23 protein-coding genes are annotated in these 25,689 nt (G+C 50.1%); 12 read left to right on the top strand and 11 right to left on the bottom strand.

Annotated elements, in window-relative coordinates; all coding sequences use genetic code 11:
• Positions 1 to 179 precede the first annotated feature (179 nt).
• On the top strand, positions 180 to 782 hold the full coding sequence (locus EH243_RS09990) for a peroxiredoxin (RefSeq protein WP_126158510.1): 603 nt from the start codon (positions 180 to 182) through the stop codon (positions 780 to 782).
• Positions 783 to 895: 113 nt separating this feature from the next.
• On the opposite strand, the gene rnt is transcribed toward EH243_RS09990, so the two are convergent.
• Complete coding sequence (rnt, locus tag EH243_RS09995; protein ID WP_126158556.1) at positions 896 to 1,516, bottom strand: ribonuclease T; 621 nt, start codon at positions 1,514 to 1,516, stop codon at positions 896 to 898.
• A 229-nt stretch (positions 1,517 to 1,745) separates the two neighbouring features.
• Here rnt and EH243_RS10000 point away from each other — a divergent pair, with 229 nt between their 5' ends.
• The 3 genes from EH243_RS10000 (at position 1,746) to EH243_RS10010 (ending at position 5,681) form a co-directional block, all read left to right on the top strand.
• Entirely contained in the window at positions 1,746 to 2,594 is an 849-nt protein-coding gene (locus tag EH243_RS10000) for a flagellar protein MotY (RefSeq protein ID WP_126158511.1), read from the top strand.
• A gap of 148 nt (positions 2,595 to 2,742) precedes the next feature.
• Positions 2,743 to 3,969: an argininosuccinate synthase gene (locus tag EH243_RS10005; protein WP_126158512.1), complete on the top strand. Its 1,227-nt coding sequence runs from the start codon at positions 2,743 to 2,745 to the stop codon at positions 3,967 to 3,969.
• 122 nt (positions 3,970 to 4,091) lie between these two features.
• Positions 4,092 to 5,681 (top strand): response regulator, encoded by a 1,590-nt coding sequence (locus tag EH243_RS10010; protein ID WP_126158513.1) that lies wholly within the window; start codon positions 4,092 to 4,094, stop codon positions 5,679 to 5,681.
• A gap of 35 nt (positions 5,682 to 5,716) precedes the next feature.
• Here the strand turns inward: EH243_RS10010 and EH243_RS10015 are convergent, their stop codons facing one another.
• Positions 5,717 to 6,034, bottom strand: coding sequence for a hypothetical protein (locus EH243_RS10015; RefSeq protein WP_241235046.1), 318 nt, complete (start codon positions 6,032 to 6,034; stop codon positions 5,717 to 5,719).
• Positions 6,035 to 6,336: 302 nt separating this feature from the next.
• On the opposite strand from EH243_RS10015, the gene EH243_RS10020 reads away from it, so the two are divergent.
• Genes EH243_RS10020 through EH243_RS10050 form a run of 7 tightly spaced genes read left to right on the top strand, consistent with a single transcriptional unit; the run spans position 6,337 to position 14,966 of the window.
• Positions 6,337 to 7,374 (top strand): hydroxymethylglutaryl-CoA reductase, encoded by a 1,038-nt coding sequence (locus tag EH243_RS10020; protein WP_126158515.1) that lies wholly within the window; start codon positions 6,337 to 6,339, stop codon positions 7,372 to 7,374.
• On the top strand, positions 7,374 to 8,405 hold the full coding sequence (gene fni, locus EH243_RS10025) for a type 2 isopentenyl-diphosphate Delta-isomerase (protein WP_126158516.1): 1,032 nt from the start codon (positions 7,374 to 7,376) through the stop codon (positions 8,403 to 8,405). Before EH243_RS10020 ends, fni begins: the two co-directional genes overlap by 1 nt.
• A 15-nt stretch (positions 8,406 to 8,420) precedes the next feature.
• Positions 8,421 to 9,587 (top strand): hydroxymethylglutaryl-CoA synthase, encoded by a 1,167-nt coding sequence (locus tag EH243_RS10030; protein WP_126158517.1) that lies wholly within the window; start codon positions 8,421 to 8,423, stop codon positions 9,585 to 9,587.
• Positions 9,588 to 9,599: 12 nt separating this feature from the next.
• Positions 9,600 to 10,601, top strand: coding sequence for a mevalonate kinase family protein (locus EH243_RS10035; protein ID WP_126158518.1), 1,002 nt, complete (start codon positions 9,600 to 9,602; stop codon positions 10,599 to 10,601).
• Positions 10,591 to 11,541: a mevalonate kinase family protein gene (locus EH243_RS10040; protein ID WP_126158519.1), complete on the top strand. Its 951-nt coding sequence runs from the start codon at positions 10,591 to 10,593 to the stop codon at positions 11,539 to 11,541. Before EH243_RS10035 ends, EH243_RS10040 begins: the two co-directional genes overlap by 11 nt.
• The gene (gene mvaD, locus EH243_RS10045; RefSeq protein WP_126158520.1) at positions 11,534 to 12,535 is read left to right on the top strand and encodes a diphosphomevalonate decarboxylase; all 1,002 of its coding nucleotides are present in this window, start codon (positions 11,534 to 11,536) and stop codon (positions 12,533 to 12,535) included. The genes EH243_RS10040 and mvaD overlap by 8 nt, the downstream gene beginning before the upstream one ends.
• Before the next feature lies 1 nt (position 12,536).
• A complete protein-coding gene (locus EH243_RS10050; protein WP_126158557.1) occupies positions 12,537 to 14,966 on the top strand; it encodes a DNA polymerase II in 2,430 nt (809 codons plus the stop codon).
• 34 nt (positions 14,967 to 15,000) lie between these two features.
• Here the strand turns inward: EH243_RS10050 and EH243_RS10055 are convergent, their stop codons facing one another.
• The 9 genes from EH243_RS10055 to EH243_RS10100 form a co-directional block, all read right to left on the bottom strand.
• On the bottom strand, positions 15,001 to 15,999 hold the full coding sequence (locus EH243_RS10055; RefSeq protein WP_126158521.1) for an extracellular solute-binding protein: 999 nt from the start codon (positions 15,997 to 15,999) through the stop codon (positions 15,001 to 15,003).
• A 26-nt stretch (positions 16,000 to 16,025) separates the two neighbouring features.
• A complete protein-coding gene (locus EH243_RS10060; RefSeq protein ID WP_126158522.1) occupies positions 16,026 to 16,712 on the bottom strand; it encodes a Fe2+-dependent dioxygenase in 687 nt (228 codons plus the stop codon).
• Between the two features lies 1 nt (position 16,713).
• Positions 16,714 to 17,838: an alpha-hydroxy acid oxidase gene (locus tag EH243_RS10065; protein ID WP_126158523.1), complete on the bottom strand. Its 1,125-nt coding sequence runs from the start codon at positions 17,836 to 17,838 to the stop codon at positions 16,714 to 16,716.
• 71 nt (positions 17,839 to 17,909) lie between these two features.
• Positions 17,910 to 20,291 carry a TonB-dependent receptor gene (locus EH243_RS10070; protein WP_126158524.1) on the bottom strand — a complete coding sequence of 794 codons (2,382 nt, stop codon included), beginning with the start codon at positions 20,289 to 20,291 and terminating at the stop codon, positions 17,910 to 17,912.
• Between the two features lie 9 nt (positions 20,292 to 20,300).
• The gene (locus EH243_RS18540) at positions 20,301 to 21,152 is read right to left on the bottom strand and encodes an energy transducer TonB (RefSeq protein ID WP_164549089.1); all 852 of its coding nucleotides are present in this window, start codon (positions 21,150 to 21,152) and stop codon (positions 20,301 to 20,303) included.
• The gene (locus EH243_RS10085; RefSeq protein ID WP_126158526.1) at positions 21,152 to 21,553 is read right to left on the bottom strand and encodes an ExbD/TolR family protein; all 402 of its coding nucleotides are present in this window, start codon (positions 21,551 to 21,553) and stop codon (positions 21,152 to 21,154) included. Before EH243_RS10085 ends, EH243_RS18540 begins: the two co-directional genes overlap by 1 nt.
• Positions 21,550 to 21,948 (bottom strand): ExbD/TolR family protein, encoded by a 399-nt coding sequence (locus EH243_RS10090; protein ID WP_164549090.1) that lies wholly within the window; start codon positions 21,946 to 21,948, stop codon positions 21,550 to 21,552. Before EH243_RS10090 ends, EH243_RS10085 begins: the two co-directional genes overlap by 4 nt.
• Positions 21,938 to 22,864 carry a MotA/TolQ/ExbB proton channel family protein gene (locus EH243_RS10095; protein ID WP_241235047.1) on the bottom strand — a complete coding sequence of 309 codons (927 nt, stop codon included), beginning with the start codon at positions 22,862 to 22,864 and terminating at the stop codon, positions 21,938 to 21,940. Before EH243_RS10095 ends, EH243_RS10090 begins: the two co-directional genes overlap by 11 nt.
• Before the next feature lie 513 nt (positions 22,865 to 23,377).
• Positions 23,378 to 24,595: an MFS transporter gene (locus tag EH243_RS10100; protein ID WP_126158528.1), complete on the bottom strand. Its 1,218-nt coding sequence runs from the start codon at positions 24,593 to 24,595 to the stop codon at positions 23,378 to 23,380.
• A 434-nt stretch (positions 24,596 to 25,029) separates the two neighbouring features.
• Between EH243_RS10100 and EH243_RS10105 the strand changes: the two genes are divergently transcribed.
• Positions 25,030 to 25,401, top strand: coding sequence for a phasin family protein (locus EH243_RS10105; protein WP_126158529.1), 372 nt, complete (start codon positions 25,030 to 25,032; stop codon positions 25,399 to 25,401).
• The last annotated feature ends 288 nt before the right edge of the window (positions 25,402 to 25,689 follow it).

A 25,689-nucleotide genomic window follows, 5' to 3' on the forward strand; every position in this document is an offset into this window, starting at 1 on the left:
CTGAGGTGTTCTGAATAGGCAGATGTTTTGATAGTCGCAGTTTATCGTGAGCATAGTTGTCTTTTATTAGTGTTCTATGGCGACTCACACTAAGCTGTCTCTACTTTTAATTTTTCACATTATGTAAATATTTTATTTACATAATGGTTCAACACACTATTTAACCATGGAGATATAAAATGGGCGTATTAGTAGGTAAGCAAGCTCCGGATTTCACGGCTGCAGCGGTTCTGGGTAACGGCGATATCGTTGACTCTTTCACGCTGTCTGACGCCATTAAAGGTAAGAAGGCTGTTGTATTCTTCTACCCACTGGATTTCACCTTCGTTTGTCCATCTGAGCTGCTGGCTTTTGATCACCGTATCGAAGAGTTCACAAAGCGCAATGTTGAAGTGATTGGTGTTTCTATCGATTCTCACTTCTCTCACAATGCATGGCGTAATACCCCTGTTGATCAGGGTGGTATTGGTCCAGTTAAATATACACTGGTTGCTGATATGACTCACAGCATCTGCCAGTCTTATGATGTTGAATCTGAAGGCGGTATGGCTTTCCGTGGTTCTTTCCTGATTGATGAAGATGGTCTGGTTCGTCACCAAGTTGTTAACGATCTGCCACTGGGTCGTAACGTTGATGAAATGCTGCGTATGGTTGATGCTCTGGCATTCCACCAGAAAAATGGTGAAGTATGTCCAGCAGGCTGGACTGAAGGCGACAAAGGTATGGACGCATCTCCTGCAGGCGTTGCCGCTTACCTGAGCGAAAATGCTGACACTCTGTAATATTTAGCACCTAGTGCTAAAACTTAAAACGCGCCTAAGGGCGCGTTTTTTTATGGCTTGCGTTTAACGCTGGATAATAGACGATAAGCCTTGATTACCCAGCATTAAGCTGATTATTCGAAGCGTGATTCTGCCATCTGCCAGCCGCCGAGGTCTTTCCAGCGATTAACGATTGTGCAGAAGAGCTCAGCTGTTTTCATCGTATCGTACAGCGCAGAGTGAGCCTGCTTACCATCAAAATCGATATCGGCCAGTTCACAGGATTTAGCCAGTACCGTATGGCCAAAAGCTAAACCGGCGAGTGTCGCGGTATCGAAGGTGGAGAATGGGTGGAAAGGGTTACGTTTGATATCGCAACGTTCCGCCGCAGCGGTGACAAAGCCGTGATCGAAAGAGGCGTTGTGACCCACTAAGATGGCACGTTTACAGCTGTGCGACTTAACGGCTTTGCGAATCGGCTTGAAGATCTTCTCCATCGCTTCGGCTTCAGCAATGGCGCCACGCAACGGGTTAAACGGATCGATACCGGTGAAATCTAGGGCGGCCTGTTCGAGATTGGCGCCTTCGAAGGGTTCGACATTATATTCATAGCTTTCGTCGATCAGCATGTTGCCATCATCATCCATGGTGAGGGTGACGGCTGCGATCTCCAGCAGGGCATCGGTTTGGGAATTAAATCCGGCGGTTTCCACGTCGATAACAACGGGCAGATAGCCACGAAAACGATTCGACATAGGGTGCTGGTACTGAGCGCTTCTGTTCAATGCATATCCTTAATGGCTGATTTCGACAGCCTAGGTTGGTAATTAGCTATGCTTAGTGTAAAGACTTGCTCTGGTTTTCACAAATAACTCTGTAGTTCTTCGTTACACCATTGTTAGGGTGATAAACTAAAGCTCTTTTGACGGTGGCCGATATAGGAGATCAGCTAAGCCTCATAACCTTTCTGGATTCCGGTTGTCTATGCGTGTAACTATCTTATCTCTTCTATTTATGTTCTCTCTGCCGGTGTTCGCGGTAGGTTATTCTGCATCTATTGAGCAGTCTAAGTGGGAGCTGGAAGCGTCTAAATTTAGTTGTCGTTTATCGCAGCGAATTCCGCTATTTGGGGATGGTGAATTTAATCAAGAGGCCGGTGAAACGGTTCGCTTTACGCTAAAACCCCTGCAAGGGCATGGGCTGAAAGGGCAGGTGCGAATATTGGAAGGCGCGTCACCTTGGCAGCCCGGTATTGCGCCGCGCCAAATAGGTGAGGTTAAGTTTGCGTCAAACGGCACTATATCGGTGCCTACCGGTTATTCGCAGCAGATGTTAGGCAGTCTTTTTCGCGGACGCATGCCGACCTTCTTGGCGCAGAACTGGGCTGATACCGGTGAGTCTGTGCGTATCGCGCTGTCAGCCGCTAATTTTCCACCTGCCTATGCCGCCTATACCGACTGTGTATCCGACCTGTTGCCGGTGAATTACCGGCAGATAGCCCGAACTGCGGTACTGTTTCCTTCGGCGCAATGGCAGTTATCGGATTCCACGAAAGAACGTCTCGATCTAATCGCTATTTATGTAAACAACGATGACTCGGTGAAGTCTGTCTTTGTGGATGGACACTCCGATGCACAGGGTCGACGGCTGGCTAACCGCGATCTGTCGAAAAAACGGGCGGAAGCGGTGACTGCTTATCTGGAGAAAAAAGGCGTTAGCGCTGATCGTATTACCACCCGCTACCATGGCGAACGCTATCCGGTAGCCCAGAAAAATGATCGTCAGACCCGCGACCGCAGTCGACGAGTCACCATTCGTTTAGATCGTAATTAAATGGCAGTCCATTGATGCCGTGTTGATCATTATATGGCCCTGTTTCTCTGCTGTAATCATGGTACAATTGCGCCCTTTCCTTTTTTAGGTACCCGTTAGAGACAACGATGCTCTTTAATGGGCTGATTTACGTTGGAGCCTCTCTATTATGTCCGATATCAAAAAGGTTGTGCTGGCCTATTCCGGCGGCCTTGATACTTCTGTAATCGTTCGTTGGTTACAAGATACTTATAACTGTGAAGTGGTTACCTTTACGGCTGACTTAGGTCAGGGTGAAGAGGTTGAACCTGCACGCGCCAAAGCGGAAGCGCTGGGCGTTAAAGAGATCTATATTGAAGATCTGCGTGAAGAGTTTGTCCGTGACTTTGTTTTCCCTATGTTCCGTGCCAATACGATTTACGAAGGTGAGTACCTGCTGGGTACCTCGATTGCCCGTCCGCTGATTGCTAAGCGCTTGATCGAGATTGCTAATGAAACCGGTGCCGATGCGATCTCTCATGGCGCAACAGGTAAAGGTAATGATCAGGTACGTTTCGAGTTGGGTGCATATGCACTGAAACCTGGCGTACAGGTAATAGCGCCTTGGCGTGAGTGGGATCTGACATCCCGCGAAACCCTGATGAATTACTGTAAAGAGCACAATATCCCAGTTGATTTCTCTAGCAATAAGAAGAAATCACCTTACTCTATGGATGCTAACCTACTGCACATCTCTTACGAGGGTGACATTCTGGAAGATCCATGGGCTGAAGCTGAAGCGGATATGTGGCGTTGGTCTGTATCCCCTGAGGAAGCACCGGATGAGGCGACTTATCTTGAGCTGACTTATGATAAGGGTGATATTGTTGCGATCGACGGCAAAGAGATGAGCCCAGCAACCGTACTGGAATACCTAAACAAAGTCGGCGGTGAAAACGGCATCGGTCGTTTGGATATCGTTGAGAACCGCTTTGTTGGTATGAAGTCACGCGGTTGTTACGAGACTCCGGGGGGCACCATTATGTTGCGTGCACACCGGGCGATAGAATCCATTACGCTTGACCGTGAAGTCACTCACCTGAAAGATGAGTTGATGCCACGTTATGCTAAGACTATCTACAACGGTTTCTGGTGGTCTGAAGAGCGTAAAATGATGCAACAGATGATCGATTTCTCTCAGCGTAATGTGAACGGTGATGTTCGCCTTAAGCTTTATAAGGGTAACGTCATTGTTGTGGGTCGTCGTTCTGAAAACAGCTTGTTTGATGAGAGTATCGCTACTTTTGAAGATGATGCAGGCTCTTACGATCAGAAAGATGCAGCTGGCTTTATCAAGCTGAATGCCTTGCGGATGCGTATTGCAGCCAGCAAAGGACGTGATCTGCTTAATGATTAAGCGGTTTTAATTGGAAAAGCCCCGATATGGTACCCATATCGGGGCTTTTTTATGTCCGCTACTCTTTGATAGTTGTCTGATTTATATGATACTTTGATAAATTCTATTCTGATGTAAAGCCTATGGAAATCAGTTACTCAAATAAAAAAGTACTGATTGTTGATAACCGCCTAGAAGATCTTGCCGAGTTGAAGATGATTCTGGGCAACATGGGTGTGTCTGACATTCAGGTGGCCTCATCGGTCAATATGGCGTTGGCGCTGTTGCGCGAGACGGCATATGACCTCTGTTTTGTTGTCTTCGATTTAGGAAAAGGTAGCAAGAATGGACTGCAGTTGATTCAAGAGGCGACCGCTGAACGAATCCGTCAATTCTCGACTATTTTTACCCTTGTGGTTGATCCTGATCGCTCTAAGTTGCTGTTTGGCTCTCTCGATAGTTCGCCCGATACCTATATTTCCAAACCCTATTCTGAACCGAGAGTCCGTTTTCGGTTAGAGAAAATCATGCGGGTCAAACAGGTTATACAGCCATTGGATGCGCTGCTCGATCAGGGGCGGTTTCAAGATGCGTTGCAGATGTGCCCCCAGTTAATACAGAACTATCCGGCGTTAAAGCTTTACGTTAATCGGTTTCGAGGGATTATCCTGCTGCAAGAAGGCTTGTTTAATAAAGCGGGGCAGTTGTTCAGCTCGATCGTAACGCAGCGGGATCAGCCTTGGGCACGAGTCGGTTTAGGGGCGGCGTTGTGTCATCAGGGGGATTATCTGAATGCGCGTCAGGTGTTGCAGCATGTTATTGATGAATCTCATTTCTGTGTAGAAGCCTATACCTGGTTGGCGCGAACCTTTCGCTCACTAGGCGAGCGTGGTGAGGCGATCAGCTTATTGCGTAAGGCGGTTATGCTGCAGCCCACGGTACCTGAATTGCTTGGTACCCTAGGAAGCCTGGCGGCCCAAAATAAGGAATGGAATGTCGCGGTGGAGGCTTATAGTCAGGCGATACTATATGCCCGACAAAGCTGCTTCCAGTCGGAAGATTACTATTTCAGTTTGGTGGCGGCGCAACTGGCGCGGGATAGCTTTGATCGCGACGTCGAAGAGAGTGCCATCAGAACCCTGGAAGATGTGATTCAGGCGTTTCCCAATGCTGCCATTGTGCAGTTTAAATCGCGCTTAATGGTGGCGCAGGTGTATCGTCGCGCCGGTGCGCAAGACCGAGCGGATTTAGCTGCCCGCAATGCCTTCGATCTGTTCTGCGAACTGGAGTTAACGGAAAAGGCGGAGTGGGTCGAATTCTTTCTAGAGGGCATGGAAGGGATGGCGGTGGAGGCCGATGCTCAAGCATTAAAGCAGCGTGTTAATCGCGATAGTGCTTCCCTTGAGTGGGGACGGTTGAATCTTCAAGGGATGTTAGCTTATCGCAAGAAAAATTATGCTAAATCGTTGGGTTTTTTTGTGCAGGCCGATGGTATTTTACCCGCGAATCCTAGTTTGACACTGAACTTGGTTCAAGCGGCATTGGAGCAGGCGCGTACCCCAGGTGAAGAGCGCTTCGAGCTACTGTTGCGCTGTGATAATGCCCTTTATGATATTAACTATGGTGCGCTGAGCCTGCGTCAACAAAAACGATTTCTGTCGTTGTCGGAACGCTGTGCCGATATGGTTCGGATGATGGCGGAAGGGAAAAGAAAAGTAGAAGAAAGTGTTTGATGCCGGCAATCTATACCGGCGTTGCGCTGCTGTTTTCAGAGCAAGATAGAATCGTCATCGCTTAAAATAGAGTTGTTTGAGACTGGGCTGTTTTCATCGGATTGGTAGGCCGAACGTGCCAGTTTTCGTGAAAGTAGTTTCTGTTGTGCCGGTTCCGGCAGATCCGTAAATAAAATCGTTTGCTTGGCGATCAGTAGATCGATCAAATCCTCAACGATTCGGCTGACTTCGGTGTCGGATTTGTCGAGAATTTCCTGTGGGCTTTCGGTGTTATTGTTGCTCGATAAAAAACGAATCACATCAGGGTCTGCAATATCGGCGACCGTTGAGTGTTCAACCGGATGTGCGGACAATGAAGTGACCTGTCCCTGTTCATTTCTGATTGCATACAACATAAGCTAAGCTACCGCCGATTTGAGTTTGAATTGCACTAAGTATGGCGGCGATTCTTTAGATGGGTCAAGTCAATGCGGGCAGTTTGGGTACAAATAACCGTTAATTGTTTACCCCGGTCGGTGCGAGGGTAAAGCCCCTTGGATTGCATAATCCACAGTGGCTATATAAAATCCACACCTTAAACGAGCTTCCTGAAGGGTTGCAATGCAGATCATGCTTCTATGATCGCGGCAGCCCTTTTTTATTGTGCCGAGAGATTATGAAATCCCATAAAATTCATCAAGCACCGATTCCAATGCGTACCGTTGGGCCGATTAAAATCAGTGGTCATATCCTGAATGAAAAAGTGTCAGTGCCACTGGCCACCTATGAAACGCCTTTATGGCCATCGGTGGGGCGCGGCGCCCGCATCTCGGTGCTGACTGACGAGGGGATTAAAACCACGGTGATCGATGAGCGGATGAGTCGTTCGATTTTGTTGGAAGCCGATGATGCGTTTGAAGCCTTTAAAGCGCTTGAGTCTATCAAGTCTCGTCAAGATGAGTTGAACGAGATCGTGGCGACGTCCAGTCGGTTTGCCAAATTGATCGATCTCAATAGTCAGATTGTGGCTAACCTTATCTACCTGCGGCTTGAATTTACCACCGGTGATGCCTCAGGCCATAACATGGTGACCAACGCGGCGGATAAACTGATTCCTTGGATTCTCAATGAATATCCTCAGCTGCGTTATTCCTCGATCTCTGCTAATTACTGCTCTGATAAAAAGGCCACTGCGGTTAATGGCATTCTCGGGCGGGGCAAATATGTCATCAGTGAAATTCTGATTCCTCGCGAGCTGTGTGAACGGCGTCTTAAAACGACACCGGAAAAAGTTGTTGATCTGAATATTAAGAAGAACCTGATCGGTACGATGCTGGCCGGCGGTTTACGTAGCGCTAATGCCCACTATGCCAATATGTTGTTGGCTTTCTATCTGGCGACAGGGCAGGATGCAGCCAATATTATTGAAGGCTCTCAGGGGATTGTGCATGCCGAAGTGCGCAACGGTGATCTGTATTTCTCCTGCACCTTGCCGAACCTTATTGTGGGTAGTGTTGGTAATGGCAAAGGGATCGAGTTTGTCGAGCAGAACCTGCAAGCCCTCGGTTGCAAAGAAGCGCGAGAGCCGGGGGAGAATGCCCGTCGACTAGCGGCTATCTGTGCCGCGACAGTGTTATGCGGTGAGCTATCCCTGATGGCGGCACAGACTAATCCCGGTGAGCTGATGGAATCTCACTTGAAAATGGAACGCTGATGTCTGATCAGACGAACGACCGAAAAATCGAACATATTCGGGCTATCGAAAAAGATCCTTTGACCGATCGCGATGGCCGTTTTTTTGATCAGATACAGCTGTGTCACCGCGCCTTGCCCGACCGGGCGCTGGACCAGATCGATACCTCCGTGGAGTTTCTCGGTAAAAAGCTGAGTTTCCCGCTGCTGATCTCCTCGATGACGGGGGGAGACCACTCGCTGATTAATACCATCAACCGCAATTTAGCCGAAGCGGCAGAGCGGACCGGTGTTGCCTTGGCGGTAGGTTCTCAGCGGGTGATGTTTACCCAGCCGTCGGCGCGCGAGAGTTTTGACTTGCGGGCCTATGCTCCGACAACGGTACTGCTCGGTAATATTGGTGCGGTGCAGCTGAACTATGGTTTCTCTATAGAGCAGTGTCAGCAGGCGGTGGATGTATTGGCGGCAGACGGTTTGTATCTGCATTTGAACCCATTACAGGAAGCGGTGCAGCCAGAGGGTGATACTGATTTTATCGGTTTGCAGGCGAAAATCGCCGCGGTGGCTGCGCAGCTGAAACAGCCCGTACTGCTTAAAGAGGTGGGGGCTGGGTTGTCTCCAGCGGATATTGAAGCGGGTATCGCGGCGGGCATTCAGTGGTTTGATCTGGCCGGTTGTGGTGGCACATCATGGAGCCGTATCGAGCATCATCGTAGCGAACACCATGGCGATGACCTTGGAATTTGCTTCCAGGATTGGGGTATTCCTACCCCGCAGGCATTGAAATTAGCGCAGCCGTATCAAAATAGTGCAGCTTTCATTGCCAGTGGTGGACTCAGGGATGGGATTGATATGGTTAAATCTGTTATACTCGGCGCCTCGCTCTGCGGCATGGCCGCACCGTTCCTGAAACCGGCAATGGAATCCGCCGATTCAGTGGTCAGGGTAATAGAGCAACGCCGGCGCGAATTCACAACAGCGATGTTTTTGCTGGGAATGCCGGATGTAAACAGTTTATTTATGAATCGGGCTCTCATTCTGGGCGAGCGTTGAGGATTTTAAGTACGTATGTCCGTCGGTATTGATGAAATCAGCTTTTACACCTCCAACTACTTTTTGGATCTGAAGAACCTGGCTATGGTCCAGGAGATTGATGTTGGGAAATATTATCAGGGTATCGGGCAGGAGAAAATGGGAATGCCTGCCCCGGATGAAGATATCGTGACGATGGCGGCAAATGCGGCCCTGCCTCTTATAGAGCGGGTCGGCACAGACGCTATCAGTACGGTGATGTTCGCTACTGAAACGGGGATAGACCAATCCAAATCAGCCGGTGTCTATGTACATCGCTTGCTTGGCTTGACGTCTAAGTGTCGTGTGGTCGAACTGAAACAGGCTTGTTATAGCGCTACGGCGGCTATTCAGATGGCTTGTGGGCTCGTGGCCCGTCAACCGGAAAAGAAAGTCCTGGTCATCGCCTCTGATGTAGCCCGTTATGATCTGGGGACCTCCGGTGAAGCGACTCAGGGCTGCGGCGCTGTGGCGATGCTTATCTCGGCGAATCCCCGCTTGGTCGAACTGGACCCTGAAGTCGGTAATCACACGGAAGATGTGATGGATTTTTGGCGCCCGAATTACCGCTCTACCGCCTTGGTGGATGGTAAATATTCGACCAAAATCTATCTGCAATCCTTGAAGCATGCGTGGGAACACTTCCGTGAAGTCAGCTCTCTCGCGTTCAATGATTTTCAGCATTTCTGTTATCACCTGCCGTTTACCCGTATGGCGCAAAAAGCCCATAAGCATTTGGCGCGGGTGAATCAGAGTGCTTTGACACCTGAAATGATCGATCTGCAAGTCGAAGATACCCTGCGTTATAACCGTATCATCGGTAACAGCTATACGGCATCGATGTATATCGGTTTGGCCTCGCTGCTGGAAAACTGTCAGGAAAATTTGTCCGGTCACCGGGTGGGTTTTTTCAGTTACGGTTCCGGTTCGGTGGCTGAATTTTTCTCTGGCAAAATCGTTGATGGTTATGATCAGTGTTTGCACATTGATAAACACCGTTCGATGCTAGATGCCCGCAGTGAAGTCTCTTATGACGAGTATCTCGCTCTGTATAACGATGTTGATCCTATTGATGGCGGTGTTCATCCTAAAGGGGAAGGGACTACCGGTCGTTTTCGCTTAGTTAGCATCTCCCACCATAAGCGTGAATATATCGCCTGCTAAGGAACTTCTTTGATGAAGGCTTGTGCCCCCGGTAAACTGATTCTCAGTGGAGAACATTCAGCCGTCTACGGGGCACCGGCGATCGCTTTGGCGGTGAACCGCTATATCCGTTGTCACAGCACATTTACCTCAACCCATGATCTGACCCTGCGATTGCCTGAGTTTAATTGGCAGGTGCAACTTAGCTGGTCTGATCTACGTTATCTGAATGACCATCTAAACCAGCGTTTTCAGCAGTTTGAGCAGGGCCTTATCGGCGCTGGCGATATCCTCGAAGCCCCACACCAATTAGCCTTATACGCACTGGCTCAGTGTTTACCTGAGACGGACCCCGATACCGGCCTCGCGCTGGAAATTCATTCGGAGTTACCACTGGGCTCGGGTATGGGCTCCTCTGCTGCCCTGAGTGCTGCGGTGACCCGTTTGGCACAACATCTCTTTGCTACCCCTTTGAATACCTACGATATGTTTCAGCGGGTTCGCTATTGCGAGCGCCTGTGTCATGGTCGGGGAGGATTGATTGATGCCGCCACCGTCAGCTATGGGGGGATGGTGCAGGTTGAAGCGGGGCAGGTCGCTCAGTTACCCGTACAGTTGGGTGATCATTGGTATTATATTCATACCGGCGCGCCAGCGGTGGGGACCGGTGAATGTGTGGATAATGTCCGACGACACTGGGGTGATACCGGGATCTGGCAGGATTTTTCCGCACTAACAGAACAGCTACGGGCGACGATTGTGGCGGGGACTGATCCACGCCAGTTGATACAGGCGAATCACCGTTTACTCAGTGATATCGGTGTGGTGCCACGGCCCGTGCAGCATTTTATTCAACAGTTAGAAAACCTCGGTGGTGCCGCTAAAGTGAGCGGTGCGGGTGCAGTATCGGGCGATAGCGGCGGTGCTTTAATCGCCTATCTGCCTGATATTGATCTGGCGGGTGTGTGTCAGCAAGCGGGTTACCGCTATATGGCGATAGAAGAAGATAAACAAGGAGCTCGGCTTGAAGATTAAGGTGACCGCCCCCGGTAGTTTAATGTTGATGGGCGAGCATGCCGTGCTGTTTGGTCAGCGGGCATTAGCTTGTGCGGTGGATAAGCGTATCAGCGTGATACTAACGCCTCGCCTCGATCGGCTGGTTTATATTGATTCGGCTCTGGCGCAATACAGTGCTAGCCTCGATAACCTTACCCCCGAACCCGCTTTGAGCTTTGTGCTGGCAGCGATTGAGCGACAACTAGCACAGCTGTCCCATGGTTTTGACCTGCAGATACGCTCTGAATTTTCCCATACGGTTGGCCTAGGTTCTTCTGCGGCCGTGACCGCAGCGGTGGTCTCGGCGTTGCAGGCGTATATCGGCAAGACGGCTGTAGATGGGCATGATCCGTCTATACTGTTCGATGAAGCTTTAGCGGTAGTGCATCAGGTACAGGATGGTCGGGGTTCAGGCACCGATTTAGTGGCAGCCGTTTATGGTGGTGTAGTGGGATATACCGTCGCTTCCGCTGAGATGCCACCACAGATTCGGCGACTCCAAGGACTGCCGACGATTAGTTTGTATTATGTAGGCTATAAGATGAAAACCCTCGATGTGCTCAAGCGCGTCGAGGGTTTTGCGGCACAATCACCGGAACTCTATGCGGGGTTATACCAGTTGATGGGGCAGACCTGTGAGCAGGCCGAGCAGGCTGTGGATAACTCGGATTGGCCGCAGCTTGGTCGGCTGATGAATATCTATCAGGGATTGATGGATGCGTTGGGGGTTAATGATGCCCAGTTGTCTGAGATGATCTATACATTGCGTAGCGATCCTGACGTTTTGGGGGCGAAGATTTCAGGCTCAGGCTTAGGTGACTGTGTGCTGGCGCTTGGGAATCCAAGCCGTGAACTATTGGCGTATGAACACATACCGGTGACGGTATCTTCGGAGGGAATAACCATTGAGTATGTCTGAACGTATGACAAAAGGTAGCGTGATTGCTCAATACCTACCTGAGAGGGTGACGCCAGTGGGTGAGACCATCGCGCCGGTATTTGCACCGAGCAACATCGCCCTGTGTAAATATTGGGGTAAACGGGATGTTGAGCTGAACCTGCCGATCAACAGTAGTTTATCTATTTCGCTCGCGCATTTGGGCACCCAGACCCGTCTCTCCGTTAGCGATGAAGATGCGGTTTGGCTCAATGGGGAAAAGGTGGCGGCGCAGGATAAGTTTGCCCGTAAAGTGATCGCCTTTATCGATCTGTTTCGTGGCCCACAGGGTAGTCCTGTTAAAGTCGAGACCGACAATAATATCCCTACCGCCGCGGGGTTAGCCTCCTCTGCGTCGGGTTTTGCGGCCTTGATGCTCGCTATCGACGGTTTTTATGGTCTTAAGCTTGATCCCCAATGCTTGTCAGCCTTTGCACGAATGGGCAGTGGTAGCGCGAGCCGTTCCCTCTATACCGGTTTTGTTGAATGGCAGATGGGGGTGCGGGAAGATGGCATGGATAGTATTGCCTTGCCGCTCGATAGTCACTGGGACGCGCTGCGGATCGGCTTGGTGAAGGTAAGCGTGGCGGAAAAAGCGGTCGACTCCCGTTCGGGGATGAATCGGACAGTGGAAACCGCGCATCTCTATCAGAGCTGGCCATTACAGGCAGCAGCGGATCTCGAACGTTTACATCAAGCGATTGCCGACAAAAACTTCACCCAGCTAGGTGAAACCGCCGAACAGAATGCGCTGTCGATGCATGCCACTATGATCGCTGCTTGGCCACCGCTGCTGTATTGGCAGCCCGGTTCTGTTGCCGCCATGCACCGCATCTGGCAGGCGCGTGCTGAAGGGGTCGAGGTATATTTCACCATGGATGCCGGTCCTAATCTTAAACTGTTGTTTACTGCCGAAGCAGAAGCAGCAGTGAAGCACTATTTTCCCGATATGGAGGTTATAGCTCCCTTTGGTTGAAGTGCCTGTTCATTCGCCGAATCAGGCGGATCAATGCTCCGAAGCCAGTGGTTTTGTGCTGACTCGGCAGCAATTCGATACACCAACAGGCATCTGCTTTCAGTTTTGGCTTAAGTCCACTGAGGCTTTTCCGGTTTCGGTGACGGCGCAGGAAGCGGTGTTTTTTGTCCTTGAAGAGGATGTCCCACGGATTAAATCGCTGCTCGAAGCGAAAGTTATCCCCGCCTTAAAAAAGCCGCTTAAGTCGGGCGCTGAATCGTCGGCGTCAGCCGGCTGGCGATTGCAATCACTACCGTTGAAAGACCTTCAACAACGTCCGGTCTACGGTTTATACAGCCAATCGTTAGCCATTTATAGGCAGTTAATCGATCTGTTACAAACCTATGCCATTCCGATGATCGAAGAGGATATTCGCCCTGTTGATCGCTTCCTGATGGAACGCTTTATTCAGGACAGCGCTCGGGTGCGCTTTAGCCAACAGTCGGCCCAGTTGCAGCCTATTACCTATGAAGCGCCACTCAGCATGTTGTCGGTGGATATTGAAACGACCATGCGTGCAGACCGAATATTCTCGATCGGTCTCTATTCCGATGAACTGAGCAAGGTATTGATCGTTGGCGAGGGCGTAAATGAGCCCTGGCTCGAGTACGTCAATGACGAACGGGCGCTGTTACAGGCGTTTGTGCGTGAGGTTGAACGTTGTAATCCGGACATCTTTATCGGTTGGAATGTGGTCGGGTTTGATTTTCGCGTCTTACAGGAGCGCGCTAAACGGTTGCAAGTGCCACTGAATCTAGGCCGTGATGGTAGCCGTATTCAGGTGATTCAGTCGGCCAATGGTAAATGGTTCTGCCGAATAGCCGGTCGCGTGGTATTGGATGGTATCGATACCCTTAAAGGCGCCACCTATCAGTTTGAAAGTTTTTCGCTGGAGTATGTCTCTCATCAGATGTTGGATCGCGGCAAGCTGTTAGGCCATCAGATGGATGAGGGGCTGAACCGCGGTGAGGAGATTCAGCAGGTCTATCGGACAGCCCCCCATCGGCTGGCGGAATATAATCTAGAAGATTGTAAGCTGGTGTGGGATATCTTTGAAAAAGCCCAGTTACTTCATTATCTAGTGGAACGCAGTCGTTTGACCGGTTTACCGCTGGATAAGGTGGGCGGCTCGGCGGCTTCGTTTGATAATCAATATCTGCCCCGATTACACCGGCAAGGCTATGTTGCCCCAGTGTACGCTTCCGGCGAATCCCAGATGGGTGCGCCGGGCGGCTATGTGATGGAGTCCCGCCCAGGTTTATACCATCAGGTGTTGGTGCTGGATTTCAAAAGCCTGTATCCGAGTATTATCCGCACCTTTATGGTGGACCCTTATGCCTTAGCAGAGGGTACCGGTACTGAATGTTCCGCCGATGATCTGGTGCCGGGCTTTAACCATGCTATTTTTAGTCGGCAACGGGCGATTCTGCCTGAGATTATCGAGCGACTATGGCAGGCGAGGGATCGGGCGAAAGCGGAGAAGAACGCACCGCTGTCTCAAGCGATAAAGATCATCATGAACAGCTTTTACGGGGTGTTGGGCTCAGACGTTTGCCGCTTTTTTGATCAACGATTATCGGGCTCAATTACGTTGCGAGGCCATGAAATTCTTACCCGTACTAAAGAGAAGATTGAGGAACAGTTTGGCTATCAGGTGATCTATGGGGATACCGATTCGGTGTTTGTTTGGCTTGGTGATGAGTTCCCTCAAGCGGATGCGCCCGCAGAGGGGCGTAAGCTAGAACAGTTTCTCAATCAGTGGTGGCAGGATGAGGTGCAACAGCGCTTCGGTTTACCCTGTCACCTGGAATTGGAATATGAAACCCACTACCGTCGTTTCTTGATGCCGACCATGCGCCACTCAGAAAAAGGTACTAAAAAACGTTACGCGGGTATTCGTCATTTTGCCGATGGGCAAGAGGAGCTTATCTTCAAAGGGCTGGAATCGGTGCGTTCTGATTGGACGCCGTTGGCGCGGCAGGTTCAGCGAGAACTCTACCGGCTGATCTTCAGTGATGCGCCCTATGTGGATTATTTGAAACAGATCGTGGCGCAGATGAAAGCGGGGCAGTTAGATGCTGAACTGGTCTATCGTAAACGCTTACGTCGGCCATTGGATGACTATAGTAAAAATAAGCCGCCCCATGTGCAGGCGGCGCTAAAAGCACGGCAGCAGTTTAGTCGAGAAGGTAAAACCCGGGTGTTTTCAGCCGGGATGTTTATCGAATATCTGATCACCGTGAATGGGCCAGAGCCGTTGCTGTTTGCAACCTCGCCGATCGACTACCAACACTATCTTGACCGGCAGCTCGCACCGGTGGCCGATAGTATTTTGATGTTTCTTGATGATAGTTTCGAAGCGTTACACGCTCCCCAGATCGATCTTTTTTAGCGCTTCTAACGCCAGCCCTCTTTATATTGCTGCTTTAACGATAGCCCGCTTGTTTTAATAGGGCGACCGCCAGATCACGGTAGCGACCGCTGGCTGAGATATTGTGTTGATCCTCATTAAACTTGCCGTGACGGCCGACGATGCGGGCCGGATAAACTTTTGGATTGACCGGATATTCCAGACTCAACTTGGCATATTGGGCTTGGGTTTCTTTACGGGTTAACCACTCAAGCAGATCGGTGGCGCCGGCTTTATTGGGGGCATGGGCGGTGACGGCCGCGCCGGTGATATCCACATGGACACCACTGCTATCTTGGTCAGCCCAAAATAACTTCAGTGGGGTTTCGGGGTTTTCATACTGATAGCGGGAAAAATAGTAGGCATTGACGATACTGACATCGCAGATGTTTTGCTCCAACGCGGGGAATATCTGTGCATCTTCCGCGAACGGCCGTACCGATAGATTGTGCACCCAACCCTTCAGCGTGGATAGGGTTTTCTGTTCGCCATCTCGATCAATCATCATCGCGACCAAGGATTGGGTATAGGCTTGCTGTGAGGTGCGTAGGCAGAGGCTACCATCCCATTTCGGATCGGCTAGATCGCTAAAGCCCTTCAATTCATCCTTATCCAATGTTGCACTGTTGTAAATCAGGGTTTGTGCCCGCTTAGAGAAGCCGAACCAGTGATTATCGGGTGAGCGAAGGTGGGCCGGGATGTTATCGCTTAAGACACTTGAATCGACCGCGGCGGTTAGACCTTTCTGGCTGGCTAGCCATAATGAGGTAGCGCCGGTGGTGAGTAGTAGGTCCGCTTTGGTTTGTTCCCCTTCCGCCTCTAATCGGGTAATCAGCTCGGTAGCGGGTGCCACTAAATAACCCACCGGTGTTCCGGTTTCTGCGGAGTAACGATCCAATAATGGGGCTAAGTAGGTGGCATTTTTGGTTGAGTAAACCATGAGCTCTGGGGCTGCTTGAAGAGGAGCGCAGAGGGTTGCTAATAGTATGCTAAGAGTACGGGTTAAAAATTTCATATGTTTACCTATCAAACGAATAGAGATCAGGAAGGGGTTGCCCACTGACGCAGCAAATTGTGGTAGATGCCGCTTAAATTGACGACTTCAGGATGGGAAGCGCCCAGTTCGGTGGTGAGTTTTTGTACTGAGCTGTCCAGATCAAACAACATTTCCCGTTGCTGGCTATCCCGCACCATACTCTGTATCCAGAAAAAGGAAGCCACCCGCGCCCCACGGGTTACCGGTGACACCGAGTGCAAGCTGGTGGATGGATAAAGCACCATATCACCGGCGGCTAACTTGATCGTTTGTGTGCCGTACTGGGTTTCGATGCAGAGCTCACCGCCATCATATTCATCGGGGGCAGCGAGAAACAAGGTGGCGGAGAGGTCGGTGCGTAGGGTCAGGTTCGTACCGGGTATCTGCATCAGCGAGCCATCGATATGCGCACCATAGGTTTCCCGTTCAGCGTAACGGTTAAATTTAGGTGGATAGATACGATCCGGCAGCGCCGCTGAGATAAAGGCGGGGGTACGGGATAACGTCCTAAGGATATGGTTGCCGAGGCTAATAGCCGGTTCCTGAGTATCGTCGAGTTGCTGATTCTGCTTGACGTTGCGGGCAATGGAACCGGCGGTGTTGACGCCGTCCTGCCAATCCGCTTGGTCTAAATGTTGGCGGAACTGTCGGACTTCGTCGGGGGTTAACACCTCGGGCAGAGTGATAAGCATCTTAGTATCCTGATAACGTTGGCTGTAGTGCGGTTGCTCTAATCGCTGCCAGCGATGCGCAGCCCGTCATGGCCATGCACAGCTCCAGCTCTTCGCGCAGCAATTTGATCATATGGGCCACGCCTAATGCGCCTGCCACACTGAGGCTATAGAGCTGCAGGCGGCCAATCAGCACCGCATCGGCACCTAGGGCGATCGCCTTGAAAACATCACTGCCACTGCGGATACCGCTATCAAACAGCAGCGGGAAATCATCCCCGATAGCCTGACGAATATCCGCTAAGACTGACAGACTGGCAGGGGCGCCATCGAGGGAGCGTCCGCCGTGATTAGAGACAATAATGCCCGCCGCGCCTAACGCTTTGAGTTGTTGGGCATCCTCGGGGTGCATCACCCCTTTGATGATGACCGGCACCTGACTTTCGCTGATCAGTTGTTGTAACTGCTGCAAAGAGGGGGCGTGCTGCCGGTAATGGTTGAAAATAGCACTTTGACCGTTGCGGGGGATGGGCACGTCAGGGTGCTGGTGAATAAGGTTGGCTGCTTTAACCGAGTCGGGTAGTTGAAAACCCGCGCGGATGGCCCGAATGCCCGGCGCCTGTACGGCAGCATCGAGGGTGACAACAATGGCCTGATAACCGGCGGCGATGGCGCGATGAACGAGGGCCGAAGTGTCCTCTGGGCGGGTTTGAAAATAGAGTTGAAACCAGCGTGCGGGATCGGCGCGTGTAGCGATCTGCTCCAAGGTGACGGATGATAGGGTGCTAGTTAGCATGCAGCTATCGGTGGCTTCAGCGGCTCGGGCGGTATCGAGCTCGCCCTGGGGGTGCACCAGTGATTGATAAGCCACCGGTGCCATAAAAATAGGGTGTTGGAAGCGCTGTCCCAACAGTTGTAGTGCGGTATTCGCGTCTTTAAGATCCGCCAGAATACGGGGTGTCATAGCCCAGTGTTGAAACGCGGCTTGGTTACTCCGCTGGGTGATATCGTGACCACTACCACCGGCAATATAGGCGAGAATATCGGCCGGAATAAAGGCCTGAGCTAAGGCTTCATAGTCCGCTGCGCAGGCGATATCCGGTGGAATATAATCCAGTGGTGCTCGATTTTTGTTGGACTTATTCATGGCTTTAATGGGATTTCTAAACGCAAATCAGGGCAGCCGAAGCCGCCCTGTGACGGATGTCCGTGACTGCTTTAGAAACTGTACTCCATAGTCAGTTGTGCACTACGTTTGTCACCGATGTAAACAAATGAACCTGAACGATAGGCGGCCAGATAATAATCTTTGTTAAACAGGTTGTTAATGTTAGCACGGAACTTAAGATCACGATTGACCTGATAAGTAGCAAAGGCATCGTACACAGTGTAGGAAGGGATGCCTAAGTCTTCATCGGCAGCGGTATCAGGCTGGCCAACATAGCGGGCACTTTCGTAAGTGGCGGTACCACCGAAAGCAAAGGCCGGTGTTGCTTGATATCGCAGCTGCAGCGACGCCGATTTATCGGCGAAGTTAGACAAGGTTTTACCTTCGTTAGATGCTGTGACTGACTCCAGTACCTCAGCATTCATGATGGCAAGGCCCGCTTGTACGCTTAAGCGATCAGTCAAGTTACCGGCCAGTCCTAGTTCAACACCTTCAACCCGGTTTTTACCTGTGTTTAGGCTGCCTTCGGTACTGTATGAATCATCGACCGAGCCTTCTATAACATCATGCTTGGTGATCTGGAACAGTGCTGCGGTGGCGAGCAAACGATCATCCTGTAGACGCCATTTAGTACCCAGTTCCCAGCTTTCGGTACGTTCTGGATCACCTAACGACGGGTCGCTGTCATCAACACAGACACCGCCATAACCACAGCTGGTACCCACATCGGATTCACCGCCGTTTAGGTTGGTTGCCGTGGAATAGCTGAGATAGACATTCGCCCGAGGGGTAATATCATAGCTAGCGCCGATATGCCCGTTCCAGTAACCACCATCGTCTTTGAACTCGTACGGTACTTTTCCGTTACCATCGCCAAAATCGAAGTTGGCAGTGTTGCTATAGTCGTAGTAATCGTGGCGAATACCACCAAAAACGGTCCATTTATCCGTCAGGTCAACGGTATCCATTAATGATAGGGAGATGGTTTCAACATTCCAATCGGAATCCGAATCCCCTTTACTGATATCCCGTTGCATCAGGTTATTAATGTCACCCACGCTGTTGCCACTCGCATCGATTAGGCAGTATCCACCGCCGACACCACCGCCCTTGCCGATAGTTGAACAGTTGGTCGCACCGGTGGAAGTGGTGTTATAAACCCCGTTGAGGACGCTTTGGTTGCTGTATTCGGCACCGATTACCAGTTCATGGTCTAAGCCGCCAATCTCTTGCGTGGTAAGCAAGTTTAATTGGTTGGCAAAGTATTCAACCTCTTGCCAGCCTTGGTGGTTGTTTAAACTAACAGATGAGTAACCATTGGTTTTAGCAGTGGCATCGGCATCTGTCGGATAACCTATTGTGCCGCTGGCACCGGTGGTGACATAACCATTATCGGTGGTGCCATAACGGGTCAGGTTAACGATACGGGTTTTAGGCGCGACCTCATAACCCATCCGTACGGTAAAGGTATCAACCGTTGATTCGAGGAAGTCTTCATCCTGTACATAGGCGGGAGTATCTTTTACAACCTTACCAGTATCACGGTCGATATAGGTGCCCAAGTCTGGGCTATCGGTTCCTTCAAAGTGATAGTAATCGGCGGTGATCTCTAATTTGTCGGTCGCTTGGTGGGTTAACGACAGTGCCGCACCGATACGCTCTCTGTCGGCCGGATCACGGTCAGGCACATCCTCTTCTGCATGCAGGATGTTGGCACGGAAAGCGGTGTCGTAGTTAATCACCTGGTTGGTGTCGATGGTGACTCGATGATAGTTGTCAGTCCCAACGCCGGCAGACAGTTTAGTGAAATCATATTCGGTGCTGGCACGTTTGGTGGCGGAGTTGACGGCGCCACCGGTGGTGCCACGACCTGCAAAGGTGGAACTCGGTCCTTTACTGATCTCGATCTGTTCTACGGCGAAACTTTCACGGGTGGTCATGCCGGGGTCACTCAAACCATCGACGAAGATATCACTACGTGCTTCATGTCCACGGATAATATAGCGATCACCGAAGGCGTTACCATTTTCACCGGTACCTAGGGTAATACCCGGTTGGCCATCAAGAATATCCCGTAGATCGGTCCGGCCAGAATCTGTAATCTCAGACGCGGTCAAGACGGTAATGGTTTGTGGTGTTTCAGCCAAAGAGCGGGTTCGGCGAGGGTCGGATACCCGTTCCGCCAGATAAGGTGCACCGGGTACCGCATAGGGGTTAGTGTCGGGTGTCACCGATTCTTCAATTTTGAGCTTATCCAACGCAATACTGTTGTCATCTGCGGTTGCTACGTTCGCCATGAGAGCGCCCGAAATAGCCAGAGCCAGGGTGCTAGGGGCAAAGCCTGAGGTTCTACTTCGGCGTATCGACTGCGAGGGCATGATCGCGATACCATCATTGGTTATCGCTGAATTCTTCATAGTGACGTTCTTCATCGGTGTTCCTTAAAACAATTTGCGGGTTGGATTTAATGAAAATTCCACGGGAAGAGTTAGCTCTAAATGACTGCTGCTTAACTCATCAGGGACCGATGCAAAGGGGCTGGAACGCACCAGCATATCAATCGCTTCCTGATCAAGGCGGGGGTCACCAGAACTGTTGATGATTTCGGATGATTCTACTTTTCCGCTCTTCCTGATAATGAATTTCACGACAACTACTCCGGTGACGCCGTCTTTTCGGGCACTACGGGGGTAGCGTTTGAAACGTGCGATTCTGGCCATTACTCGGGTCAGATAACTCTGCCGAGCAGCTGGGTTGCCGCCAGTTTCGACACGTTCGCCCACACCTGTTGCTCTTGTTTGGGATTGCGAGGGGGTCGGTTCCCGTTCTGACTCAGGGGTTGTTTCAGACTGGGTCGACACCGTCTCAGGTTTTGTTTTTTGTTTTGTTTCCGGCTTCGGCTCTGTTTTTGGCACAGGCTTCGGCTCTGGTTTTGCTGGCTGCACGGGTTTTGGTTTTGGTTTAGGCAGCGGTACGGGTTGCACTTCGCTTTTTGGTTGAGGTTGCTCCTGTTTGGGTTCGGGTTTAGATTTTGGTTCTGGTTCTGGTTCTGGTTCTGGCTCAGTTGGCTCGGCCTCCGTCATCGTTTCTTCGACAGGCGCCTCTTGTTGATCTTTTGTGGGTTGGTTGGTTTCCATGAAACTACCCGCTAGGCCAACACTCACCTGTAATCCATCCTGTCCTTCAGCGATAGCGCCTTCGGTGTCCAGTGGCTTCATCCAGATCATTAATGCGCCTAAGTGTACGGCGATGGCCGCGACGATGCTGACGGTCACTTTACGTGTGGTGATCATTAACGCTGCTCCGTCGCAATCAGCAGTGTTTTAATACCCCATTGCTGTACCGCTTGCAGGACAGGGTCGAGTGCGGAGGAGGGCAGGTCTCTATGAATATGACAAATCACGACGGTATCTGGGGTTGGCGACAGGCTGCCCATCATCGTTTGCAGATCCTGATGGCCCGGTTGACCGTTAATGGTGTAGTCACCCGAGGCTGAGATTCTGATCTCTACTTCTGAGGTTTTTAGTTCAGCGTCACTGCTGGAAGCAGGGATCTGCAGCTGTGCGTCTTGCGCTTCAATATGACCGGCTAACATGAAGAAGATCAGTAGCAGAAAAACGATATTGATCGCCGGAATCATGCTGTTATCGAGATTGTTCCGCTGCGAGGGGCGCGGCATCGTAACGATCTTCATGGTTTCACCGACGGGCTTAAATCGAGCTGGGTAATGCCGACCGAACGCAGCCGATCGATCAGACGAATGGTCTTCTGCACCCTAACGCTTGAGACGGCGGCGAGTGTAACGGACGCTTTATTCTCGGCCATGGTATTCAGATGCTGAGCAAATGTATCAGCGTCGATAGCGTAAAGCGTACCGTCTAATTCGACGTTATTATCCGGAAGTAAGCGGATGTTATGGCTAGGGGTATCGCTGCTTTGAGTCCCCGGGGCTGATGCTTCAAGTTCTAGCTGTCTGGTCTTGCTGAAAGTAGAGGACAGCATGAAGAAGAGCAGCAGGATAAATACCACGTCGATCAGCGGCGTTATGCTGATCGATTGTGATGTGCGTGGGGTTACCTCAAGCAGCACGTTGATGTTCCTTAACGGCCAGTGTTACCTTGGTTTGAGATAGGGGACAAGTGAATACTTGAGTGACATAGTCATTGATCAGAATGGCGGTACGTTCGACCTTACGTTCTAGCATACTGTGGGCAGTGGCCACCGGAATGGCGACGGCGAGTCCAACGGCGGTAGTGAGTAGCGCTTGCCAGATACCACCGGATAGCACTGAAGGGTCAACATTATTACCCGCCGCTTCCATCTGTTGGAAGGCAACGATCATACCTAGGACGGTTCCCATCAGGCCGAGTAGCGGACTTAAGCTGGCAATAACTTCCAGTGGACGAAGTAGTGCTTTGAGTTGGTTGATCAGGTGATTGGCTTGACGAGAAAGTTCTTCCTGTAAGAGGGCTTGGTCCTGCTGTTCGGTAACACCGTGCATCGCATAAGCGATGATCTTTGAAACAGGTCGATCGCTACGGAGTGATTTGACGGCACCTGCGGGGTCATGGCGGCGCCATTTTTCTAAACTGAGGTTAATATCCGCAGTGCTTTCCGGTTTTGTTACCGCAAACTGCCAGAGTTTGAGAATAATAACGCTTAAAGAAAACACGGATAGGGCGATCAGTATCCATACCACTGGGCCGCCAACGTCGATCATTTTAATGATCGGATCGAGGTAGTGGCTGGCCAGATCTGGGCTCAGGGTTTGATCCAAATTTTGATTAATTGTTTGGTCTAGAATGTCGCTGCTGTTTGTTTGAATCGTGCTGATGTCGGCTTTGGTTTCAGCACCAGACACGCTGTTTAATGCTGTGTTTAAGTTATTTGACGCGCCGTCAGTGACCTGTGTGGTTGCAGGGTTTGTTTCAGTCGAGGTATCAGGGAGAACTTGGTTACTGAGCACGGTTTGCTCTACGGGACTGTTATCAGATGGAGTGTTCAAAGCGTAACCTAAACATTAATGGTAGTGAGAATGATTCGCATTATAAAAGTATGTCGTTTTGATTTACAAGGCGTTTTTTGAAAAAAATGGAATTTATGGATGGATTTATTGTCGGGGGCGTTCGCCGTAATAGCTCTCTTGGCCTGAGTTTAGGTTCTTGATGGTTGATATAAATGGGGTTGAATAGTGGTGAAAATCGAGGCTCATTCGAGTGCTAAAAAGAGCTGCTTAGCTGTTAAACTCAGCTGTTAAATTGAGGGCGCTAAAATATCAGATGCCTCGGTTTGAATAATGTCGATTAATACGGATTATGGGTTTAGAACGATTCGATAGATCGGTTCGATAGAACGGTTGAGAAAGCGTTGTCCAAGGCCGGAAAATCTAAGTGTTTTCCGGCTGTCGACAGGCGGATTGAAAGATGGAAATATCGTTAAATTATCTATATTTGAAGCTATTTTCGCTGATAATGATGCTTATTGTAAATATATGTTTTTACGTGAATAGCATCATTATTCAGTCAGGAAGGCTTTGGGAAAAGTCATTTTGCTCGGCTAATGGGATTTTCGGTAGCTCTGTTAGATAAATATAGGCGGCGATGGCGACCAGTAGCAGCGCATCTGCGGTGATGATCCAATAGACCCCCGCCAAACTGCCACTGCGAGCTTGAATTAGCCCCGCCAATAGATTGCCTAATGCACCACCTAAGCCAAAGGTAACCATACCAATACCGTTGATCTGCATGGTGGCGGTAGAGCTGTAGTGTTGGTTGACCCAACCAGCAATCACGCCCCACATCGGGAAGTACATTAGGCCATAGCCAAAACCGGCGAGTATCGCAAACGTAGCTGGGTCATACATAAATGCCAGCTGCCCTAGGGCAAACCCTCCAAAGATAATGAGCAAGGCTGTCCCATGACCTTTCCTATCGGCTAATTTACCGGATAAAAAACCAGCAGCCATGCAGGTAACACCGGATACGGTCCAGGTATAACCGCCGAGCGCCGGAGGTAACATTAATTCCGCTAGATAGGTGTTGAGCCAGGTCGAAAACGGCATCGTCGCAAAACCAACCATGAAACAGATCAAGCAAGCGAAAAAAGCGGCCCGCTCTCTTAAGATAAGTCGAAATAGTTGCCGTGCAGGTAAGGCGGCCTGACTGTCGCTGGACGGTGCGACGGGGCGCTGTTTAAGCTGTACTAGGAGAAAAAAGGTGAGCACTAAGGTTGCACTGCCGAGTATGCCCGCCAGCAACCAGCCGCTGCGCCAGCTTAATAAAGGCACGATTAACAGGATGAGTAATCCGTTTAAACCATAACCCCAAGCGGTTCCACTTGAGGCACTGGATAGGCAGGTGGAGCAAAATGAGGGGTGTGCATAGCGAGTAATGAGCTCGACAATGGCTCCCCAGCTAATGGCGGCACTAGCGGCCAGCCCCGTCAAAACCAGTAGAATCAGGATAGGATCATCCAGCGTCGCCATCGTGAGCAATAAAACGCTAGTGAGAGTGCCGGTCATCAGCAACAGCCGACCAGAGTCAATACGGTGTCCAATCAGACCAAGCAACATCGCGCCACCCAGATAAGACAGCTGGGTTAGTGCGCCAATGGTTGCCAGATACCAGTGGCTGATGGCGATCGATTCTTGCATCATCGGTACCAGTGCGGCAAATAAGAAAACGCCAAAACCATGGCTTATGATTTGGTTTATGCCAAAGGTGGTCGTCATTCGCATCGTATAGGTTCCGTACCGGTCGAATTACCCTTACCGCGAGTATTCTGATTAGATAAAATCGAATTCTGACAGGTACGAAATTTAACCATTGCCCGATTACGAACGGTTAAGGTCGCTGTTGGATTATTTTCATCGGCGATGGCTAAGCAATGATCATAATAACGCTGTGAATGAAGTGGCATTGTGAAGAGCGCAACGAGCTAGGGACTCGCTAAGGCTAGAAAGAGAAGCCCGTCAGTAAAGCTCGATAAGCAGGCACTGCTAACTAAGTTTGTTATTTTTTAGCGGTCGCACAAAAATATTTTTATAAAATTATCCTTATAAATTAGATGCTTAATGTTTATATTAGAATTACTTTAAATATAATTGTTGCACTGCAACATGGCGAGTTGTAATATCACTTCATCAACTACATTTATCGATGGGTACACATCATGTTCAAGACTCTTCCTACTGCTGACTTCTCTGCTTTTGGCGCTCCTATCCAGAAGCTGATCGAACTGAATACTGCAACTTTCACTAAAGCTTTCGAGCTGCAGAAAGCTGCAATCGAAAAGCAAGTGGCTCTAGCACAAGCTGATTTTAAAGCATTCTCTTCAATCAAAGATGTTGAAGCGTTCACTGCTTTTGTTACTGCTAAATCTGAAGAAGCTAAAGCGCAAATCGAAGAGATGCAAGCTGAAGCTAAAATCGCTGCAGAAAGCTCTAAAGCTTACTTTGATGAAGTTCAGGCTATCCTGACTTCTGCTAAAGACACTGTTGCGAAGCCTGCTGCTAAAGCTCCAGCTAAAAAAGAAGCTGCTTAATTTAAGCTGCTTTTAAAAAGCCTCCATCAGCGATGATGGGGGCTTTTTTGTGTCCCAAAGGTATTAGGCTGCAATAGCTTATGCTTTTTGATTTTCAAATTTAGTCACCCAGCTGGTGAACAGCCTTCTGGATATTGAGATATCAATATCTCGGTTGTTAAGATAGGTTATCCACAACCTATGGCATAAGCTTAAATGCTATCTGCACCGCTCTCCCTGAAATCCGCTCTTCATTAATCGCCATAACTAAAACTTTGCCTTAAAGCTATTCCTATAGGGCTGTCATAA

Origin of the sequence: Amphritea opalescens (genome assembly GCF_003957515.1) — a bacterium.
GTDB classification, from domain to species: Bacteria; Pseudomonadota; Gammaproteobacteria; order Pseudomonadales; family Balneatricaceae; genus Amphritea; species Amphritea opalescens.

Coding starts and splice junctions, on each gene's coding strand:
- EH243_RS09990 (WP_126158510.1), top strand. CDS start 180: ATGGGCGTATTAGTAGGTAAGCAAGCTCCGGATTTCACGGCTGCAGCG.
- rnt (WP_126158556.1), bottom strand. CDS start 1,516: ATGTCGAATCGTTTTCGTGGCTATCTGCCCGTTGTTATCGACGTGGAA.
- EH243_RS10000 (WP_126158511.1), top strand. CDS start 1,746: ATGCGTGTAACTATCTTATCTCTTCTATTTATGTTCTCTCTGCCGGTG.
- EH243_RS10005 (WP_126158512.1), top strand. CDS start 2,743: ATGTCCGATATCAAAAAGGTTGTGCTGGCCTATTCCGGCGGCCTTGAT.
- EH243_RS10010 (WP_126158513.1), top strand. CDS start 4,092: ATGGAAATCAGTTACTCAAATAAAAAAGTACTGATTGTTGATAACCGC.
- EH243_RS10020 (WP_126158515.1), top strand. CDS start 6,337: ATGAAATCCCATAAAATTCATCAAGCACCGATTCCAATGCGTACCGTT.
- fni (WP_126158516.1), top strand. CDS start 7,374: ATGTCTGATCAGACGAACGACCGAAAAATCGAACATATTCGGGCTATC.
- EH243_RS10030 (WP_126158517.1), top strand. CDS start 8,421: ATGTCCGTCGGTATTGATGAAATCAGCTTTTACACCTCCAACTACTTT.
- EH243_RS10035 (WP_126158518.1), top strand. CDS start 9,600: ATGAAGGCTTGTGCCCCCGGTAAACTGATTCTCAGTGGAGAACATTCA.
- mvaD (WP_126158520.1), top strand. CDS start 11,534: ATGTCTGAACGTATGACAAAAGGTAGCGTGATTGCTCAATACCTACCT.
- EH243_RS10055 (WP_126158521.1), bottom strand. CDS start 15,999: ATGAAATTTTTAACCCGTACTCTTAGCATACTATTAGCAACCCTCTGC.
- EH243_RS10060 (WP_126158522.1), bottom strand. CDS start 16,712: ATGCTTATCACTCTGCCCGAGGTGTTAACCCCCGACGAAGTCCGACAG.
- EH243_RS10065 (WP_126158523.1), bottom strand. CDS start 17,838: ATGAATAAGTCCAACAAAAATCGAGCACCACTGGATTATATTCCACCG.
- EH243_RS10070 (WP_126158524.1), bottom strand. CDS start 20,291: ATGAAGAACGTCACTATGAAGAATTCAGCGATAACCAATGATGGTATC.
- EH243_RS18540 (WP_164549089.1), bottom strand. CDS start 21,152: ATGATCACCACACGTAAAGTGACCGTCAGCATCGTCGCGGCCATCGCC.
- EH243_RS10085 (WP_126158526.1), bottom strand. CDS start 21,553: ATGAAGATCGTTACGATGCCGCGCCCCTCGCAGCGGAACAATCTCGAT.
- EH243_RS10100 (WP_126158528.1), bottom strand. CDS start 24,595: ATGCGAATGACGACCACCTTTGGCATAAACCAAATCATAAGCCATGGT.
- EH243_RS10105 (WP_126158529.1), top strand. CDS start 25,030: ATGTTCAAGACTCTTCCTACTGCTGACTTCTCTGCTTTTGGCGCTCCT.